Source organism: Streptomyces cinnamoneus, assembly GCF_014650495.1.
GTDB classification, from domain to species: Bacteria; Actinomycetota; Actinomycetes; order Streptomycetales; family Streptomycetaceae; genus Streptomyces; species Streptomyces cinnamoneus.
Window position 1 is genome coordinate 171,221 of the sequence record NZ_BMVB01000004.1, and the last position, 16,418, is coordinate 187,638.

Genomic DNA, 16,418 nt, shown 5'->3' on the forward strand with positions numbered 1-16,418 from the left:
GTCACCACACGCACCAAAGAGAGCACATGCGCACCAAGTCCGCCATCGTCGTCGGCCTCGCTGCCGCCGCGGCCCTCGCCACCGCGACCGTCACCACCGCGGCCACGGCCACCGCGGCCCCCGCCCACCACGAGACCCGCCGGAGCTGCCCGCAGCTCGACAAGAACCTCCCCTGGGCCGGCGACAACCGCGCCCGGCTGCAGAAGATGATCGACGAGCGCGGCACCTGCTCCGGCAACCGCGGCCCGCGCCCGGTCGCCGCGTTCGACTGGGACAACACCGTCGTCAAGAACGACATCACCGACGCCACGCTCGCCTGGGCCCTCAAGCACGACAAGATCCTGCGGCCCGCGCACTGGCGCGACACCAACGCCTGGCTCACCCCGGCCGCCGAGGCGGCCCTCACCACGGCGTGCGGCACCTCGGTGCCCGTCGGCCGGCCGCTGCCCACCTCGAAGAACACCGCCTGCACCGACGAGATCTTCGAGATACGCGAGAAGTCCCAGACCATGGCCGGCGAGGCCGCCTTCGCCGGTGACTGGAACCACCGGCGCACGGTCCCCGCCTACGGCTGGATCCCCCAGCTGTTCGCCGGGCACACGCCCGCCGCCCTGACCTCCTTCGCCCGTCAGGCCCGCGCCGAGCAGCTCGCCGCGCCCGTCGGCACGAAGCAGACCGTCGGCACCCACACGATCGCCGGCTACATCCGCTACTACGACCAGCAGAAGGACCTGATCCGCACGCTCAAGGCGGCCGGCTTCGACGTCTACATCGTCTCCGCCTCCTCCGAGCCGATCGCCGAGGCGTGGTCGAGCGGCGTCGGCCTCGACCGCAAGCACACCATCGGCATCCGCAGCATCACCGAGCACGGCCGGCTGACCACGGCCCTCAAGGGCTGCGGCGGCGTGGAGACCGGCCGCGGCGACGCCCTGCCGTACATGGACGGCAAGCGCTGCATGATCAACCAGGAGATCTTCAAGATCAAGGACGCGAAGGCGTGGCAGCAGCAGGACTTCTCCCACCGCATCGCCCTCGGCGCCGGTGACGCCGACACCGACGTGACGTTCGTCAACGACGCAACCGGCGCGCACGTCGCCATCAACCGCAACAAGTCCGAGCTGATGTGCCGCGCCTACGACGACGCGGACGGCCGCTGGGTCGCCAACCCCATGTTCATCGACCCGATGCCCCGCAAGTCCGGGACGTACCCGTGCTCGACGACGGGTGCCACCGCGGCCGACGGGACGAAGGTGCCGGTGCGGCGCGCCGACGGCAGCGTGATCCCGGACCAGGCGGACAAGGCGTTCTGACGGATCCGACGATCTGACGGAACGTTCCCGCAGGGGAAGGGGGCAGGGACCGGTGGCCATCGGCACCACCGGTCCCTGCCGGCGTTTTCCGGCCGTTCCGACTCCTTCCGGGGGCCTGCGCCCCGCGAGGCGTCCGCTCCATGATGGATCCGTTTTCGGCACGCCGGACCGCATACTCCCAGGAGGCTCCCGCCATGCCCGACACCATGCTCGCCGGACGGTTCGACCTGCGCTCCGGGCGGTTCGCCGTCGAGGAGACCCCCGTCCCCGAGCCCGGCCCCGGCCAGGTCCGGATCAAGGTCAGGGCCGCCGGCATCTGCCTGTCGGACGTCCACCTCGTGGACGGCAGCCTCCGGCCCGCCTACGCCACCGCCGACAAGATCACCGTCGGTCACGAGACGGCGGGTGTCATCGACGTCCTCGGCCCGGACGTGCCCGGCCCCTGGGCCGCGGGGCAGCGCGTCCTGCTCCAGGCGGGGGAGCGCTGCGGCGCCTGCGCGCCCTGCCGGCGTTACGAGCCGTGCCCCACGGTGCGCACGCGCGGCTTCGACTACGACGGAGGCTGGGCCGAGTACGCCCTGGCCACCCACCACACGCTCGTCGCGCTCCCCGACGACCTCCCCTTCGAGCAGGCGGCCGTCATCCCCGACGCCGTCTCCACCCCCTGGGCCGCCATCACCGCCACCGGCCGGGCGCGTCCCGCCCGGCCCGCCGGCGTGTGGGGCGTGGGCGGCCTCGGCGCCCACGCCGTCCAGCTGCTGCGGCTCGTCGGGGCCGCCCCCGTCATCGCCGTCGACCCGCTGCCGGCCGCCCGGGAACGTGCCCTGGAGTTCGGTGCGGACCTCGCCCTGGACCCCGCCGCCCCCGACCTGCGCGAGCGGATCCTCGCCGCCACCGGGGGCCTCGGACTCGACCTCGCCCTCGACCTGGCGGGCGTCCCCGCCGTCCGTGACCAGGCCGTGCGCTGCCTGGGCCACGGCGGCCGCCTCGTCCTCGTCGGCCTGAGCCCCACCCCGCTGACCGTCAGCGAGAGCATCGCCTTCAGCTACCGCGAGCAGAGCGTCCTCGGCCACTACGGATCGGCGCCCTTCCACGTGGACGAGCTCGTCGCCCTCGCCCGCCTGCACCGGCTCGACCTCGGCCGGTCCATCAGCGACACGCTGCCGCTCGCCGAAGCGGCGGCCGGCGTGGAGCGCCTGCAGAAGAAGGAGGGCGCCCCCGTCCGGCTCGTCCTGATCCCCTGAAGGACTGCCTGATCCCCTGAGAGCCCGCCCTCACAGGAACGTGCGGCCCTCACCCCGGTAGGTGGGGGCCGTCTCCACCACCCGCTCGCCGTCGACGAGGTGCAGCGCCGCGAAGCGCTCGCACAGCTCACCCGCCTTCGCGTGCCGGAACCACACCTTGTCCCCGATCAGCAGGTCGTCGGCTGCCTGCCCCAGCAGCGGCGTCTGCACCTCGCCCGCCCCCTCGCGCGGCGCCAGCCGCAGGCCCGCCGGCAGGTACGGGGCCGGCAGCCGGTCCCGGCCGGCCGCGCCCGACGCGGGGTAGCCGCCGCCCAGCACGGTCACCACGCCGACCCCCGGCCGGCGCACCACCGGCAGCGCGAAGAGCGCCGCCGGACGGCCCCGGAACGACGAGTAGTGGTCGAAGAGCCGCGGCACGTAGAGCCCCGACCCGGCGGCGACCTCCGTCACCACGTCCTCCGCGGCCGTGTGCTGCACGCTGCCCGTGCCGCCGCCGTTGACGAACTCCAGCTCCGCCACGTCCCGTACCGCCGCCACCGCCTCGGCCCGCAGGGCCTCAAGCCGGCTTCGGGCGACGGACTGCATCAGGCGGACCGCACCGGAGTGCACCGGCCGGCCCCCGACCGCATCACCCACACCCGCCACATGAGCCTCGTACGCCATCAGTCCCACCAGCCGAAAGCCCGGGCGGCGCGCCACGGCCCGGGCCAGCTCCGCCAGCCGCTCCGGCACGTGCAGCGGCGAGCGCAGCGCCCCGACCCGCACGCGGCCGCCCAGCAGCCGCAACGAGACGTCGAACTCCAGGCAGACCCGCACCTCTTCGCGCCCCGCACGGGCCGCGTCGACCACCGCCAGCTGAGCGGGGTCGTCGACCATGACCGTGACCGCCCGGGCCAGCTTCGGGTCCGAGGTGAGCTCGGCGAAGCCCGCCCGGTCTGCCGAGGGGTAGGCCAGCAGCACGTCCGGCACCCCCGAACGAGCCAGCCACAGCGACTCCTCCAGGGTGTAGCCCATGACCCCGGCGAATCCGTCCCGCGCCAGCACCCGCTCCAACAGCGCCCGGCAGCGCACCGACTTGCTCGCCACCCGCACCGGCTTGCCCCGCGCCCGCCGCACCAGATCGGCGGCGTTGGCGTCGAACGCCCCGAGGTCCACCACCGCCAGCGGGGCGTCCAGATGGGCGGTGGCCCGGTCGTAGCGCACTCTGTCGGACGACATGGCGCGCAGCCTGCCAGACCGGAATTGCCCTGGATAGGGGTCCTGCACGGGCGAAATGGCACCTCACGCACCACGCCCCGTAGAGTGGCGCGCACGCCACCGCTCACGGGCCGTGGCGACGCCCGCCACGGGGCGGTACGGCGAACAGGCTCGCGAGGGGGAGCGCAGGTGAGCACCGAAGCGGATGCCATGCCGCCGCCCACCGTCCCCCATGACGTCCCGCCACCCGACATGCCGGACATGCCCGTCGTGCGCGGGCGGACCACGGCGGTCGCGGTGTGCCTCGTCCTCGGCCTGGGCCTCATAGCGGGGGCGGTGGCGGGCAGTTGCCTCGCGGACGGTCCCGGCGAGCGCTCGGCCGCGGAAGCGACGTACGAGCGCGGGGCCACCCTCTGGCAGGACATCCCGGTCGCCCAGCTCTTCCCGCCCACCGTCCGCAGCGACGCGGCCGGCCCCGGCGGCGCGCCCCGCGAGTGGGTGCGCGTCGGCGTCGCCCCGGCCGCCGACTGCACCGAGGCGTTCGACCCCGTCCTGGCCGCCGCCCTCGCCCCCGTCGGGTGCAAGCGCCTGCTGCGCGCCACCTACACCGACGTCACGTCCTCCAGCGTGACCACGGTCGGCCTGCTCGTCACCGAGGCCGACACGGCCGGCATGCGGGCCCTGCGCAAGCGGTTCGCGGACGAACGCCTCGACGAGCGCCCCGACCTGATGCCCCGCCCGTACGCCCCCCACGGCACGGTCGCCGACCGGTTCGGCCTGGCGCAGCGCGTGACCTGGCGCGTCGACGTCCTGACGGACGTCCCGGCGGTCGTCTACGCCGTCACGGGCTTCGCCGACGGCCGCACGGGCGTCCCGCCCCAGCCGGCCGCCCAGGCCGTGGCCCCCGGTGCCACCACCGTCGCCGGCCAGGCGGGGCTCGGGCACGAGGCGACGGCCCTCGCGGAGGAAGTCGAGCGCGTCTTCCGCGAAGCGGCGCGCGAAGGGCGAAAGGGGGCCTCCCGATGACGACGCCGGCATCGCCGACCACCGTGACGTCACCGAAGTCGCCGACGTCACGCAGGCGGCCGGGAGCACCCCGCGGGACCGCTCCCGCCCGCCGTGCGCGGCGCGGGCTCGGCGCCCTCGCGGCCGGCGTCGCGCTCGCGCTGCTCGCCGGCGCGCCCGCGCAGGCGGACGCCATACGGGCCCAGGAGTGGGCGCTCGACGCGCTGCACGCCGAGGACGCCTGGCGGACGACCAAGGGCGCCGGGGTCACGGTCGCCGTCCTCGACACCGGCGTCGACGACGGCCACCCCGACCTGCGCGGCCGCGTGCTGCCGGGCAAGGACCTGATCGGATTCGGGGCGGGGCCCGGGGAGCGGCCCTGGGCCCGGCACGGGACCGCCATGGCCGGCATCGTCGCCGGCCGCGGGCACGGCGAGGGGGACGCCGACGGCGTCACCGGCGTCGCCCCCGCCGCCCGCATCCTGCCGGTCCGCGTGATCCTGGAGGACACCGATCCCGCCCGGGCCAAGGCCCGCGGAGCGCGCGGCGGAGCCCTCGCGGACGGCATCCGCTGGGCCGCCGACCATGGCGCCGACGTCATCAACCTCTCCCTCGGCGACGACAGCGACACCGCCCACCCCGAGCCGCGCGAGGACGCCGCCGTGCAGTACGCGCTCTCCAAGGGCGCCGTCGTCGTCGCCTCGGCCGGCAACGGCGGCGAGCACGGCGACCACGTCTCGTACCCCGCGGCCTACCCCGGCGTGATCGCCGTGACCGCCGTCGACCGCTACGGCAGCCGCGCGCCGTTCTCCACCCGCCGCTGGTACTCGACCGTCAGCGCGCCCGGCGTCGACGTCGTGATCGCCGACCCGGACCGGCGCTACTACGAGGGCTGGGGCACCAGTGCCGCGGCCGCGTTCGTCTCGGGGGCGGCGGCGCTGGTGCGGGCGGCCCGGCCCGGCCTGAGCCCGGCGCGGGTGCGGGAGCTGCTGACCGAGACCGCACAGGACGCGCCGCCGGGAGGGCGCAGCGACGAGCTCGGCGCGGGGATGATCGATCCGGCGGCGGCCGTCGCACGCGCCGTGCAGGAGGAGCCGGTGGACGGCCGCAGCGGCCCGCAGGCCCCGCGCTACTTCGGCGACGGCCCCAGCCCGTCCCCGCCCGGCGCCCCGGGCCGTCTTCCCGGCGTCCCGGCACTGGCCGCGGGTGCCACGGGCCTCCTGCTGCTGGTGACGGCAGCCGTCCTCCACCGCCGCCGCCCCCGCCCCGCCGCCCCGCCGCCGTACCCGTTCCCCTGACGGGACCGCCCCCGCGCCGGCACGAACCCGGACGGACCGGCAGCCGCGCAGGCCCCGGGCCTGCGCTGACGTGCCCCGTACCGGGCGCGGGCCGGCCGTCCCGCTCCGCCGCGAGCCGGCACGCGTCCGGACGTGGCCCCTGCCTGCCGCTCGCGGTCCGGGGGACGACCTGCACTCTGCGGACCGCCGGGCCGGCCCCCCGCTTCCGCCGGCCCCCCGCTTCCGCCGGGCCCCCGGCCCCCGCCGGGGCACCCGCACCCGGCGCCGTGAGGGGAGGCGGTGGGCGGATAGGGTCGCAGGGTGGCCCTCAAGAACATTCCCGACCCCGGTTTCTCCGACGACGACGGCTCCGCCGACGCCGCGCTGACCGAGGCGCTCGCCGCCTGGGCGGCCGATCCGTCCGCTCCGTCCGCCGAGGCGGGCGTGCTCGCCGCCCTGCGCGGGGCGCGGCTGCTCGTGCCCGTCGTGGCCGTGCTCGGCGAGGTGGAGACCGGGCCCGACGGGCTCAAGCGCGAGAAGACCAGCGACATGGCCGTGCCCACCCTGCAGGCACCCGACGGCCGCAAGGCGCTGCCCGCCTTCACCTCCCTGGAGACGCTGGCCCGCTGGCGCGCGGACGCCCGCCCCGTCGCCGTCCCGCTGCACCAGGCGCTGCAGGCGGCCGCGCACGAGAAGGCGGACACCATCGTCCTGGATCTGGCCGGCCCGGTCACCTACCCGCTGACCGGCCCCGCCCTGCTCGCGCTGGCCGAGGGGCGCGCGAGCGCCGACCCGCTGGCCGACCCCGCCGTCACCGCCGCGCTGCGCGCCGTCCTGGAGGCCGAGCCCGGCGTGCTGCGCGCGCACCTCATGCCCTCGCAGGACGCCGACGGCACCCTGGCCCTCGCCCTGGCGGACGGCGCCGAGGCGCCGGACGTGGTGCGCCGCGTGGCGGAGGCCCTGGCCGCGGACGAGGTGCTGCGGGCCCGTCTCGTGCGGGGCCTGGACCTGGCTCTGCTGCCGCCGGGGGCGAACGTCCCGGGGGAGAGCCTCGTCAGCCGGTGAGCCACCGCCGCTGAGCCGCTGAGCCGGGCCGGGGCCCGACAGGCGCCCCGTCGTGGATCGTCCGACAATGCCAGTGGACGGTCCACGAGATCCTCAGGAGGACGCCATGGACGCCCTGAAGAACGTGAAACCGGCCCTGGAAAACCTCGACGAGGTGAAGGTGAGGACCCTCAGCGCCGAATTCCTCGGCACGCTGCTGCTGGTGTTCTTCGCCGTCGGATCCGTCGTGCTCGCGGCCGATTACATCGGTGTGCTCGGCATTGCGCTGACCTTCGGCTTCACTCTTCTGGCCCTCGCGTACGCCCTGGGGCCCGTCTCCGGCTGCCACGTCAACCCGGCGGTGACGCTCGGGATGCTGCTGGAGCGGCGCATCTCGCTGCACACGGCCATCGAGTACTGGATCGCCCAGCTGCTCGGCGGCATCGTGGGTGCGGCCATCCTCTTCCTGCTCGCCAAGCAGGTGCCCGGACTCAAGACGCACGGCGCCTTCGGCAGCAACGGCTTCGCCGACCGCTCGGCGGTGCACCTCAACACCGGCGGCGCGTTCCTGGCCGAGGTCGTGATGACCTTCCTGCTGGTCTACGTCGTGCTCTCGGTCACCCACCGCATCGCCATGGTCGGCTTCGACGGGCTGGCCGCGGGTGTGGCGCTGGCCGTGGTGCACCTGATCGGCGTGCCGCTGACGGGCACGTCCGTGAACCCGGCCCGCAGCATCGGCCCCGCCCTCTTCGCGGGCGACGGGGCGCTGTCACAGCTGTGGCTGTTCATCATCGCGCCGCTGATCGGCGGCGCCCTCGCCGCCTACGCGCACCGCGTCACGCACCCGTTCCACGGTGCGGCCAACGTCGCGGACGAGCGGGCGCTCCCGGAGCCCCTCGCGGGCCCGGGCGAGGGGCGCCCGGACCGTCCCCACTTCGGCGGCCGGGCCTGAGCCGGGCCGTTCGGCCCGTCAGCCGAAGACCGGACCGGTGAACTTCTCGCCCGGTCCCTGGCCCGGCTCGTCCGGCACCACGGACGCCTCGCGGAAGGCCAGCTGCAGCGACTTCAGACCGTCGCGCAGCGGCGCGGCGTGGAAGTTGCTGACCTCGGTGGCGCTCGCGGTCACCAGGCCGGCCAGCGCGTGGATCAGCTTCCTGGCCTCGTCCAGGTCCTTGTGCTGCTCGCCCTCCTCGGCCAGGCCGAGGTTGACCGCCGCCGCGCTCATCAGGTGCACCGCGACCGTGGTGATCACCTCGACCGCGGGGACGTCCGCGATGTCGCGGGTCATGGTGTCGAAGCCGGGGTTCGTCTGGTCAGCGCTCTCGGCGTTGCCGTTGATGCTGGGGGTCGCGTCGCTCATGGCGGACACGATACGTCCCGTTGACGAATCGGTTCGCCACCGGTTAGCACGCCCGCTCACCAGCTGCTAAGGTTGGTGAACGACCGGCTGGGTGCTCGTGTGCCCGGCCCACAAGTGGAGCTCCGATCTCCCACCTCGCCGACCACGGGTCGGCAGGTCTCCGGTCAGGTGGTCCCCATCGTTCCGTACGGACGATGGAACCGCCCGATGCGCCCCGCGGCATGCCGTGGCGGTGTTCCGGTTTCATGGAGCCCCGCCTGTGTCCCGTCGGGGCATTTTTCATGTGCCGGCGCGGTTGGTCTTTACGAAAAGACGTTACGCGCCGCCCGTGAGGGCGTCGTGTGGTGCTACCGAGGAGGCCCCATCAGCGCCGAGCCCCGCATCAACGACCGGATCCGAGTCCCCGAGGTGCGACTTGTCGGTCCCAGTGGCGAGCAGGTCGGCATCGTGCCGCTTGCCAAGGCCCTGGAGCTTGCGCAGGAGTACGACCTCGACCTGGTCGAGGTCGCGGCGAACGCACGTCCGCCGGTCTGCAAGCTCATGGACTACGGGAAGTTCAAGTACGAGTCGGCCATGAAGGCCCGTGAGGCGCGCAAGAACCAGGCGCACACGGTCATCAAGGAGATGAAGCTCCGGCCGAAGATCGACCCGCACGACTACGACACCAAGAAGGGTCACGTCGTACGGTTCCTCAAGCAGGGCGACAAGGTCAAGATCACGATCATGTTCCGTGGTCGCGAGCAGTCCCGCCCCGAGCTGGGCTACCGACTGCTGCAGCGGCTCGCCGAGGACGTCCAGGAGCTGGGTTTCGTCGAGTCGAACCCCAAGCAGGACGGCCGCAACATGATCATGGTTCTCGGTCCGCACAAGAAGAAGACCGAGGCGATGGCCGAAGCCCGCGAGGCGCAGGCCGCCCGCAAGGCCGAGCGCCAGGGTGGTTCCAGCGCGGACGCCGCCGAGGAGCCCGCAGAGGCGTGATCCCGGGGCCCTGTGCCCCGCGGCTCACCCGGGGCAGCCGCCCCGGACAGCAAACCGACACAGATGTCGCTCCCGTGCGCCCTTACCCGGCCGTGGAGTGCCACCGATGAGGAGAGAACGGCGCTATGCCGAAGAACAAGACGCACAGCGGTGCCAAGAAGCGCTTCAAGGTCACCGGCTCCGGCAAGGTGCTGCGCGAGCGCGCCGGCAAGCGCCACCTGCTCGAGCACAAGTCGTCGCGCCTGACGCGTCGCCTCACCGGCAACGCCGAGATGGCCCCGGGCGACGCCGCGAAGATCAAGAAGCTTCTCGGCAAGTGACGTCCGGCGCTCCGCGCCGAAACGTCCGCACCGGGACCCAATCGATTTCGGGTCGTGTGAACATCCCCCGCGACCCCGCTACAAGGAGTTAACAAGTGGCACGCGTCAAGCGCGCAGTCAACGCGCACAAGAAGCGTCGGGCGATCCTGGAGCAGGCCAGCGGTTACCGCGGCCAGCGCTCGCGTCTGTACCGCAAGGCCAAGGAGCAGGTCACCCACTCCCTGGTCTACAACTACAACGACCGCAAGAAGCGCAAGGGCGACTTCCGTCAGCTGTGGATCCAGCGCATCAACGCCGCTGCCCGCCAGAACGGCATGACGTACAACCGCCTCATCCAGGGTCTGAAGGCCGCCAACATCGAGGTGGACCGCAAGATCCTGGCCGAGCTCGCGGTCAACGACATGAACGCGTTCGCCGCGCTCGTCGAGGTTGCGCAGAAGGCGCTGCCGGCCGACGTCAACGCCCCGAAGGCCGCCGCCTGATCCGGCGCCCTCCACGGCATTGAGCGGACCCGCAGGCCCCCGGGGCCTGTGGGTCCGCTGCCGTTTGCCGCGCCGCGCGCACGCGCGGGCAGCGCACCCCTCGCGCGTCCGCGAGGCCGTACGACCCCTCCCAGTGAAGTGAGCCGCCACGCATGGGCACCCCCGAGCTGATCTCCCCGCGTTCCCCCCGCGTCATCGCCGCCCGCCGGCTGGCCAAGCGCAGTTTCCGGGTCAAGGAGCGCAGGTTCATCGCCGAGGGCCCCCAGGCCGTGCGCGAGGCGATCGACCACCGCAGCGGCGGTGAGCCGACCCTGCTGGAGCTGTTCGCCACCGTCGAGGCCGCCGAGCGGCACGCCGAGATCGTCGGCGCCGCCCGCGCCGCCGGGGTGCGCTTCCACCTCGCCACCGACGAGGTGATCGCCGACCTCTCGCAGACCGTGACCCCCCAGGGCCTCGTCGGCGTCTGCCGCTTCCTGGACTCGCCCTTCGAGGAGATCCTCGCCGCCCGGCCCAAGCTGGTGGCCGTCCTCGCGCACGTCCGCGACCCCGGCAACGCCGGTACGGTCCTGCGCTGCGCCGACGCCGCCGGTGCCGAGGCCGTGGTGCTCACCGACGCCTCGGTGGACCTGTACAACCCCAAGTCCGTGCGGGCCTCCGTCGGCTCGCTCTTCCACCTGCCGGTCGCCGTGGGCGTCCCCGTCGAGCAGGCCGTGAGCGGGCTGCAGGGCGCCGGGGCACGGATCCTGGCCGCCGACGGCGCGGGCGAGAGGGACCTGGACGCCGAGCTGGACGAGGGCACCATGGGCGGCCCCACCGCCTGGATCTTCGGCAACGAGGCGTGGGGCCTGCCGGAGGAGACCCGGGCGCTCGCCGACGCCGTGGTGCGGGTCCCGATCCACGGAAAGGCCGAGAGCCTCAACCTCGCCACGGCCGCCGCGGTGTGCCTGTACGCCTCCGCCCGTGCGCAGCGCGCGTCCGGAGGGTGCCGCTCCGTGACCTCCAGCTAGTAGGGTGGCGCTCCGGGGGCTCGGGAGGGGGTGCGGGATGAGAAACGTCAGGACTTCCGGGAGCGTGGTGGCCACCGGCACCTGCCCGGCCGCCTCCTCCGGTGCGCCGGGTTCCTCGGGCGCTCCGGGCGCCTTCGGCCTGCACGCCGACGACCTGCCCGACGGTCTGGTCGTCGCCGACGCCGCCGGCCGCGTGACGTGCTTCAACGCCGCGGCCGCCCGCATCACCGCCGTCCGCCCGGCCGAGGCCCTCGGCCGGCCCCTGGAGAGCGCCCTGCCGCTGGAGGACCTCGACGGCCGCCGCTGGTGGCCGCTGACCGACCCCTACGGCGGGCTCGCCACGCGCACGGGCCAGCCCGAGCGGAACCTGCTCCTGCCGGGCGGCCGCCAGGTGCTGGTCTCCGCCCGGTACGTCCGGGAGCGGCCGGGCGGCCCCGTCGTGCGCGTCGTGGTCCAGCTACGCGGCACCGAGGCGCGCCGCCGCACCGAGCGCAGCCACGCCGAGCTGATCGCCACCGTCGCCCACGAGCTGCGCTCCCCGCTGACCTCCGTCAAGGGGTTCACCGCCACGCTGCTGGCCAAGTGGGAGCGGTTCACCGACGACCAGAAGCGGCTGATGCTGGAGACGGTCGACGCCGACGCCGACCGCGTCACCCGGCTCATCGCCGAGCTGCTGGACATCTCGCGCATCGACTCCGGCCGGCTGGAGGTGCGCCGCCAGCCGGTCGACATGGCCGCGGCCGTGCGTCGCCACGTCGAGGCGTACACCCGCGCCGGGCTGCGGGCCGACCGGTTCCGCATCGAGGTCGCCGAGCCGCTGCCGGTCCTCTGGGCCGATCCGGACAAGATCGACCAGGTGCTGGGCAACCTCCTGGAAAACGCGGTGCGCCACGGCGAGGGAACGGTCACCATAGAGGTGGCACCAGCACTGATGAAGGCCCGGACGGAGGGGACGGCGGTCACCGTGAGCGATGAGGGTCCCGGGATTCCCGAGGAGTCGATGGCCCGCGTCTTCACCCGCTTCTGGCGGGGCAGCAAGCGCGGCGGCACCGGCCTGGGCCTGTACATCGTCAAGGGCATCGTCGAGGCCCACGGCGGCACGGTCACGGTGGGCCGGGCCCCCCGTGGCGGAGCCCAGTTCCGATTTACCCTGCCCGTGGGCGCCCCGGCCTTCCTCACCCAGAGCTGAAGTCACGCCCCACGGGCTCACCGGACCACACGCGCCCCTTAGACTCGACCTTTGGCACCTTTGGCACCACCTTTGGCCAACGTCATCGGGCAAGCGCCGGGCAGCAGAGCGAAGCCTGGGGGCACCTCCAGCGGTAGCTGGGGGACCAATCGGAAGCACGGGAAGAAATGTCGGCACCCAATAAGTCGTACGACCCTGTCGAGGTCGAGGCACTGAAACCGGAAGAGATCGAGCGCAGGCGGGACGAGGCGCTCGCCGCCTTTGCCGCCGCCGCCGACCTCGATGCCCTGCGCGAGGCCAAGGCCGCCCACATGGGCGACCGGTCGCCGCTCGCCCTCGCCAACCGCGAGATCGGCGCCCTGCCCCCGCAGGCCAAGGCCGAGGCCGGCAAGCGCGTGGGCATGGCCCGCGGCGCGGTGAACAAGGCCCTCGCCGCCCGCCAGGCGGAGCTGGAGGCCGAGCGCGACGCCCGTGTGCTGGTCGAGGAGGCGGTGGACGTCACCCTGCCCCACGACCGCATCCCGGCCGGCGCCCGCCACCCGCTGACCACCCTCTGCGAGCGCATCGAGGACGTCTTCGTGGCCATGGGCTACGAGGTCGCCGAGGGTCCCGAGGTCGAGGCCGAGTGGTTCAACTTCGACGCCCTGAACTTCGAGCCGGACCACCCGGCCCGCGCCATGCAGGACACCTTCTTCGTCGAGGGCCGGCAGGGCAAGGACGAGTCGGGCATCGTGCTGCGCACCCACACCTCCCCGGTGCAGGTCCGCTCGATGCTGGACCGCGAGCCCCCCGTCTACGTCGTCTGCCCCGGCCGCGTCTACCGCACGGACGAGCTGGACGCCACCCACACCCCGGTCTTCCACCAGGTCGAGCTCCTCGCCATCGACGAGGGCCTGACCATGGCCGACCTCAAGGGCACCATCGAGCACATGGTGCGCTCGCTGTTCGGCGAGGGCCTCACCACGCGGCTGCGCCCGAACTACTTCCCGTTCACCGAGCCCTCCGCCGAGCTGGACATGGAGTGCTACGTGTGCCGCGGCGAGTCCGTCGGCAACCCCGAGCGCCCCTGCCGCACCTGCTCCAGCGAGGGCTGGATCGAGCTGGGCGGCTGCGGCATGGTCAACCCGCGGGTGCTCATCGCCGCGGGCATCGACCCGGAGAAGTACAGCGGGTTCGCGTTCGGCTTCGGCATCGAACGGATGCTGATGTTCCGCCACAACGTCGAGGACATGCGAGACATGGTCGAAGGTGACGTGCGCTTCACCCGGCCGTTCGGGATGGAGATCTGATGCGCGCCCCGCTTTCCTGGCTGCGGGAATACGTCGACCTGCCGGCCGGTGAGACCGGCCGCGACGTGCAGGCCAAGCTCATCGCCGCCGGCCTGGAGGTCGAGCGCGTCGAGCAGCTCGGCGCCGGCCTCAAGGGCCCCCTCGTCGTCGGCAAGGTCCTCACCATCGAGGAGCTGGAGGGCTTCCGCAAGCCGATCCGCTTCTGCACGGTCGACGTCGGCCACGCCAACGGCACCGGCGAGCCGCAGGAGATCGTCTGCGGCGCCCGCAACTTCGCCGTCGGCGACAAGGTCGTCGTGGTCCTGCCCGGCGCCGTGCTGCCCGGTGACTTCGCCATCGCCGCCCGCAAGACCTACGGCAAGACCTCGCACGGCATGATCTGCTCCGGCGAGGAGCTGGGCATGGGCGACGACGGCACGCACGGCATCATCGTGCTGCCGCAGGAGTACGAGCCCGGCACCGACGCCATCGAGCTGCTGGAGCTCGTCGACGAGGTCCTCGACATCGCCGTCACCCCCGACCGGGGCTACTGCCTGTCGATGCGCGGCATCGCCCGCGAGGCCGCCACCGCCTACGGCCTGCCGCTGCGCGACCCGGCCCTGCTGGACGTGCCCGCGCCCAACGGCTACGGCTACCCCGTCCAGGTCGCCGACCCCACCGGCTGCGACCGCTTCACCGCCCGCACGGTCACCGGTCTCGACCCCGAGGCCCGCTCCCCGATCTGGATGCAGCGCCGTCTGCAGAAGGCGGGCATGCGACCGGTCTCGCTCGCCGTCGACATCACCAACTACGTGATGCTCGAACTGGGCCAGCCGCTGCACGCCTACGACCGCTCCCGCGTCGAGGGCACCATCGGCGTGCGCCGCGCCCGGGCGGGCGAGAAGCTCACCACGCTCGACGGCACCAAGCGCGTCCTGGACGCCGAGGACCTGGTCATCACCGACGACCGCGGCCCCATCGGGCTCGCCGGTGTCATGGGCGGCGCCGACACCGAGATCGCGGACCACGCGGCCGGCCAGGGCTCGACCGAGGTCGTCATCGAGGCGGCGCACTTCGACGCCGTCGCGATCGCCCGGGCCGCCCGCCGCCACAAGCTGTCCACCGAGGCGTCCAAGCGCTTCGAGCGCGGCGTCGACCCGCAGGCGGCCTCCGCGGCCGCCCAGCGCACGGTCGACCTGCTGGTGCTGCTCGCGGGCGGCACGGCGGAGGCCGGCGTCACCGAGATCATCGCGCCCAGCGGACCGCGGACCATCTCCCTGCACGCCGACCACCCCGACCGCGTCGCCGGCGTCGAGTACGGCCGCGAGACCGTCGTGCGCCGCCTCCAGGAGGTCGGCTGCGACGTCTACGGGCAGGACGAGCTCATCGTCACCGTGCCCAGCTGGCGTCCCGACCTCACCGACCCCAACGACCTCGCCGAAGAGGTCATCCGGCTGGAGGGCTACGAGAACCTCCCCGCCACCCTGCCGCACCCGCCGGCCGGCCGCGGCCTGACCTCGCGTCAGCGCCTGCACCGCCGGGTCGGCCGGGCGCTGGCCGGAGCCGGGTACGTCGAGGCGCTCAACTACCCCTTCATCGGGGACTGGGCCCTGGACCACCTGGGCCTGGAGGCCGGCGACCCGCGCCGCACCACCGTGCGCCTGCTCAACCCGCTCTCCGACGCCGAGCCGTCGCTGCGCACCACGCTGCTGCCGGGGCTGTTCGCCGCCCTGCGCCGCAACGACAGCCGCGGCGAGCACGACCTGGCGCTCTTCGAGACCGGCTCGGTCTTCCGGCCGACCGGCGAGGAGACGGCCCCCGTGCGGCTGCCCGTCGACCGCCGCCCGACCGACGAGGAGATCGCCGGCCTGAACGCCGCGCTGCCCCGGCAGCCGCGGCACGCCGCGGTGGTCCTCGCCGGCGCCCGCGAGCAGGCCGGCTGGTGGGGCAAGGGCCGCCCGTCGACGTGGGCGGACGCCGTCGAGGCTGGCCGCAGCGTGGCCCGCGAGGCCGGTGTCGAGCTGATCGTCCGCCAGGACCAGCAGGCACCGTTCCACCCGGGCCGCTGCGCCGCACTGCTCGTCGTCGTGGACGGCGAGGAGGTGCTCGTCGGCAACGCCGGTGAGCTGCACCCGCGCGTCACCAAGGCGTTCGGCCTGCCGGAGCGCACCTGCGCGATGGAGATCGACCTGGACCGCCTGGAGCAGGCCGGCACCGGCCCGCTCATGGCCCCGCACGTCTCCTCCTTCCCGGTGGCCACCCAGGACGTTGCGCTCGTCGTGGACGCCTCGGTCGCCGCGGCCGACGTCGAGGCCGCCCTGCGGGACGGCGCCGGCGAACTCCTGGAGTCGCTGCGCCTGTTCGACGTCTTCACCGGTGAGCAGCTCGGCTCCGGCAAGAAGTCGCTGGCCTACGCGCTGCGCTTCCGCGCCGACGACCGCACCCTGACCGCCGACGAGGCCACGGCCGCCCGCGACGCCGCGGTCGCCACGGCCGTCGAGCGCACGGGCGCGGTGCTGCGCGGCGCCTAGGAGCGCAGGCCGCCCGCGCGGCCCGCGGGCCGCGTGTGATGGCCAGGGGCGCCCCGGAACTACGGGGCGCCCCTTCGCATGTCACGCCCCGTCAGCGAAACACCGCTCGAACATCACTCAATGGGGTGGAATCGGGGGGTCGGGTCGTTACTTTCGCCTGATTGCTCCGCAAGAATCGAGCCCGTCATTGCTGCTATGGGGGGCAC

Annotated in this window: 15 protein-coding genes; 13 read left to right on the forward strand and 2 right to left on the reverse strand. The window is 73.8% G+C overall.

What is annotated here, in order from left to right; genetic code table 11:
- Window positions 1–26 precede the first annotated feature (26 nt).
- Together IE182_RS07765 and IE182_RS07770 are read left to right on the forward strand one after the other, a co-directional pair.
- Window positions 27–1,310: an HAD family hydrolase gene (locus IE182_RS07765; protein WP_190108926.1), complete on the forward strand. Its 1,284-nt coding sequence runs from the start codon at window positions 27–29 to the stop codon at window positions 1,308–1,310.
- A 194-nt stretch (window positions 1,311–1,504) separates the two neighbouring features.
- Window positions 1,505–2,554 (forward strand): zinc-binding dehydrogenase, encoded by a 1,050-nt coding sequence (locus IE182_RS07770; RefSeq protein ID WP_190108927.1) that lies wholly within the window; start codon window positions 1,505–1,507, stop codon window positions 2,552–2,554.
- A gap of 30 nt (window positions 2,555–2,584) precedes the next feature.
- Here the strand turns inward: IE182_RS07770 and IE182_RS07775 are convergent, their stop codons facing one another.
- Entirely contained in the window at window positions 2,585–3,772 is a 1,188-nt protein-coding gene (locus IE182_RS07775) for an amino acid deaminase/aldolase (protein WP_373303518.1), read from the reverse strand.
- 168 nt (window positions 3,773–3,940) lie between these two features.
- Here IE182_RS07775 and IE182_RS07780 point away from each other — a divergent pair, with 168 nt between their 5' ends.
- From IE182_RS07780 to IE182_RS07795, 4 genes are all read left to right on the forward strand, one after another.
- Window positions 3,941–4,777, forward strand: a complete 837-nt coding sequence (locus IE182_RS07780) for a hypothetical protein (RefSeq protein WP_190108928.1) — start codon at window positions 3,941–3,943, stop codon at window positions 4,775–4,777.
- The gene (gene mycP, locus IE182_RS07785; protein ID WP_190108929.1) at window positions 4,774–6,054 is read left to right on the forward strand and encodes a type VII secretion-associated serine protease mycosin; all 1,281 of its coding nucleotides are present in this window, start codon (window positions 4,774–4,776) and stop codon (window positions 6,052–6,054) included. The genes IE182_RS07780 and mycP overlap by 4 nt, the downstream gene beginning before the upstream one ends.
- A gap of 300 nt (window positions 6,055–6,354) precedes the next feature.
- Window positions 6,355–7,098, forward strand: coding sequence for an SseB family protein (locus tag IE182_RS07790; RefSeq protein WP_190108930.1), 744 nt, complete (start codon window positions 6,355–6,357; stop codon window positions 7,096–7,098).
- A 106-nt stretch (window positions 7,099–7,204) separates the two neighbouring features.
- Window positions 7,205–8,029, forward strand: coding sequence for an MIP family channel protein (locus tag IE182_RS07795; protein WP_190108931.1), 825 nt, complete (start codon window positions 7,205–7,207; stop codon window positions 8,027–8,029).
- Window positions 8,030–8,047: 18 nt separating this feature from the next.
- On the opposite strand, the gene IE182_RS07800 is transcribed toward IE182_RS07795, so the two are convergent.
- The gene (locus IE182_RS07800; protein WP_190108932.1) at window positions 8,048–8,437 is read right to left on the reverse strand and encodes a DUF1844 domain-containing protein; all 390 of its coding nucleotides are present in this window, start codon (window positions 8,435–8,437) and stop codon (window positions 8,048–8,050) included.
- 339 nt (window positions 8,438–8,776) lie between these two features.
- Between IE182_RS07800 and infC the strand changes: the two genes are divergently transcribed.
- The 7 genes from infC (at window position 8,777) to pheT (ending at window position 16,212) form a co-directional block, all read left to right on the forward strand.
- Window positions 8,777–9,415 carry a translation initiation factor IF-3 gene (gene infC / locus IE182_RS07805; protein ID WP_184350789.1) on the forward strand — a complete coding sequence of 213 codons (639 nt, stop codon included), beginning with the start codon at window positions 8,777–8,779 and terminating at the stop codon, window positions 9,413–9,415.
- Between the two features lie 125 nt (window positions 9,416–9,540).
- A complete protein-coding gene (gene rpmI / locus IE182_RS07810; RefSeq protein ID WP_086568974.1) occupies window positions 9,541–9,735 on the forward strand; it encodes a 50S ribosomal protein L35 in 195 nt (64 codons plus the stop codon).
- A 95-nt stretch (window positions 9,736–9,830) separates the two neighbouring features.
- Entirely contained in the window at window positions 9,831–10,217 is a 387-nt protein-coding gene (gene rplT / locus IE182_RS07815; protein ID WP_004944290.1) for a 50S ribosomal protein L20, read from the forward strand.
- Between the two features lie 152 nt (window positions 10,218–10,369).
- Complete coding sequence (locus IE182_RS07820; protein WP_190108933.1) at window positions 10,370–11,224, forward strand: TrmH family RNA methyltransferase; 855 nt, start codon at window positions 10,370–10,372, stop codon at window positions 11,222–11,224.
- Between the two features lie 37 nt (window positions 11,225–11,261).
- A complete protein-coding gene (locus IE182_RS07825) occupies window positions 11,262–12,413 on the forward strand; it encodes a sensor histidine kinase (protein ID WP_229844658.1) in 1,152 nt (383 codons plus the stop codon).
- Window positions 12,414–12,580: 167 nt separating this feature from the next.
- A complete protein-coding gene (gene pheS / locus IE182_RS07830) occupies window positions 12,581–13,702 on the forward strand; it encodes a phenylalanine--tRNA ligase subunit alpha (RefSeq protein WP_190108934.1) in 1,122 nt (373 codons plus the stop codon).
- Complete coding sequence (pheT, locus tag IE182_RS07835) at window positions 13,702–16,212, forward strand: phenylalanine--tRNA ligase subunit beta (RefSeq protein ID WP_190108935.1); 2,511 nt, start codon at window positions 13,702–13,704, stop codon at window positions 16,210–16,212. Before pheS ends, pheT begins: the two co-directional genes overlap by 1 nt.
- Window positions 16,213–16,418: the final 206 nt, after the last annotated feature.

Bases quoted from the DNA above. Each gene is read 5' to 3' on its own strand.
- IE182_RS07800 (WP_190108932.1), bottom strand. From the start codon at position 8,437: ATGAGCGACGCGACCCCCAGCATCAACGGCAACGCCGAGAGCGCTGAC.
- IE182_RS07825 (WP_229844658.1), top strand. From the start codon at position 11,262: ATGAGAAACGTCAGGACTTCCGGGAGCGTGGTGGCCACCGGCACCTGC.
- IE182_RS07795 (WP_190108931.1), top strand. From the start codon at position 7,205: ATGGACGCCCTGAAGAACGTGAAACCGGCCCTGGAAAACCTCGACGAG.
- IE182_RS07770 (WP_190108927.1), top strand. From the start codon at position 1,505: ATGCCCGACACCATGCTCGCCGGACGGTTCGACCTGCGCTCCGGGCGG.
- mycP (WP_190108929.1), top strand. From the start codon at position 4,774: ATGACGACGCCGGCATCGCCGACCACCGTGACGTCACCGAAGTCGCCG.
- IE182_RS07775 (WP_373303518.1), bottom strand. From the start codon at position 3,772: ATGTCGTCCGACAGAGTGCGCTACGACCGGGCCACCGCCCATCTGGAC.
- pheS (WP_190108934.1), top strand. From the start codon at position 12,581: ATGTCGGCACCCAATAAGTCGTACGACCCTGTCGAGGTCGAGGCACTG.
- IE182_RS07765 (WP_190108926.1), top strand. From the start codon at position 27: ATGCGCACCAAGTCCGCCATCGTCGTCGGCCTCGCTGCCGCCGCGGCC.
- rpmI (WP_086568974.1), top strand. From the start codon at position 9,541: ATGCCGAAGAACAAGACGCACAGCGGTGCCAAGAAGCGCTTCAAGGTC.
- pheT (WP_190108935.1), top strand. From the start codon at position 13,702: ATGCGCGCCCCGCTTTCCTGGCTGCGGGAATACGTCGACCTGCCGGCC.
- IE182_RS07820 (WP_190108933.1), top strand. From the start codon at position 10,370: ATGGGCACCCCCGAGCTGATCTCCCCGCGTTCCCCCCGCGTCATCGCC.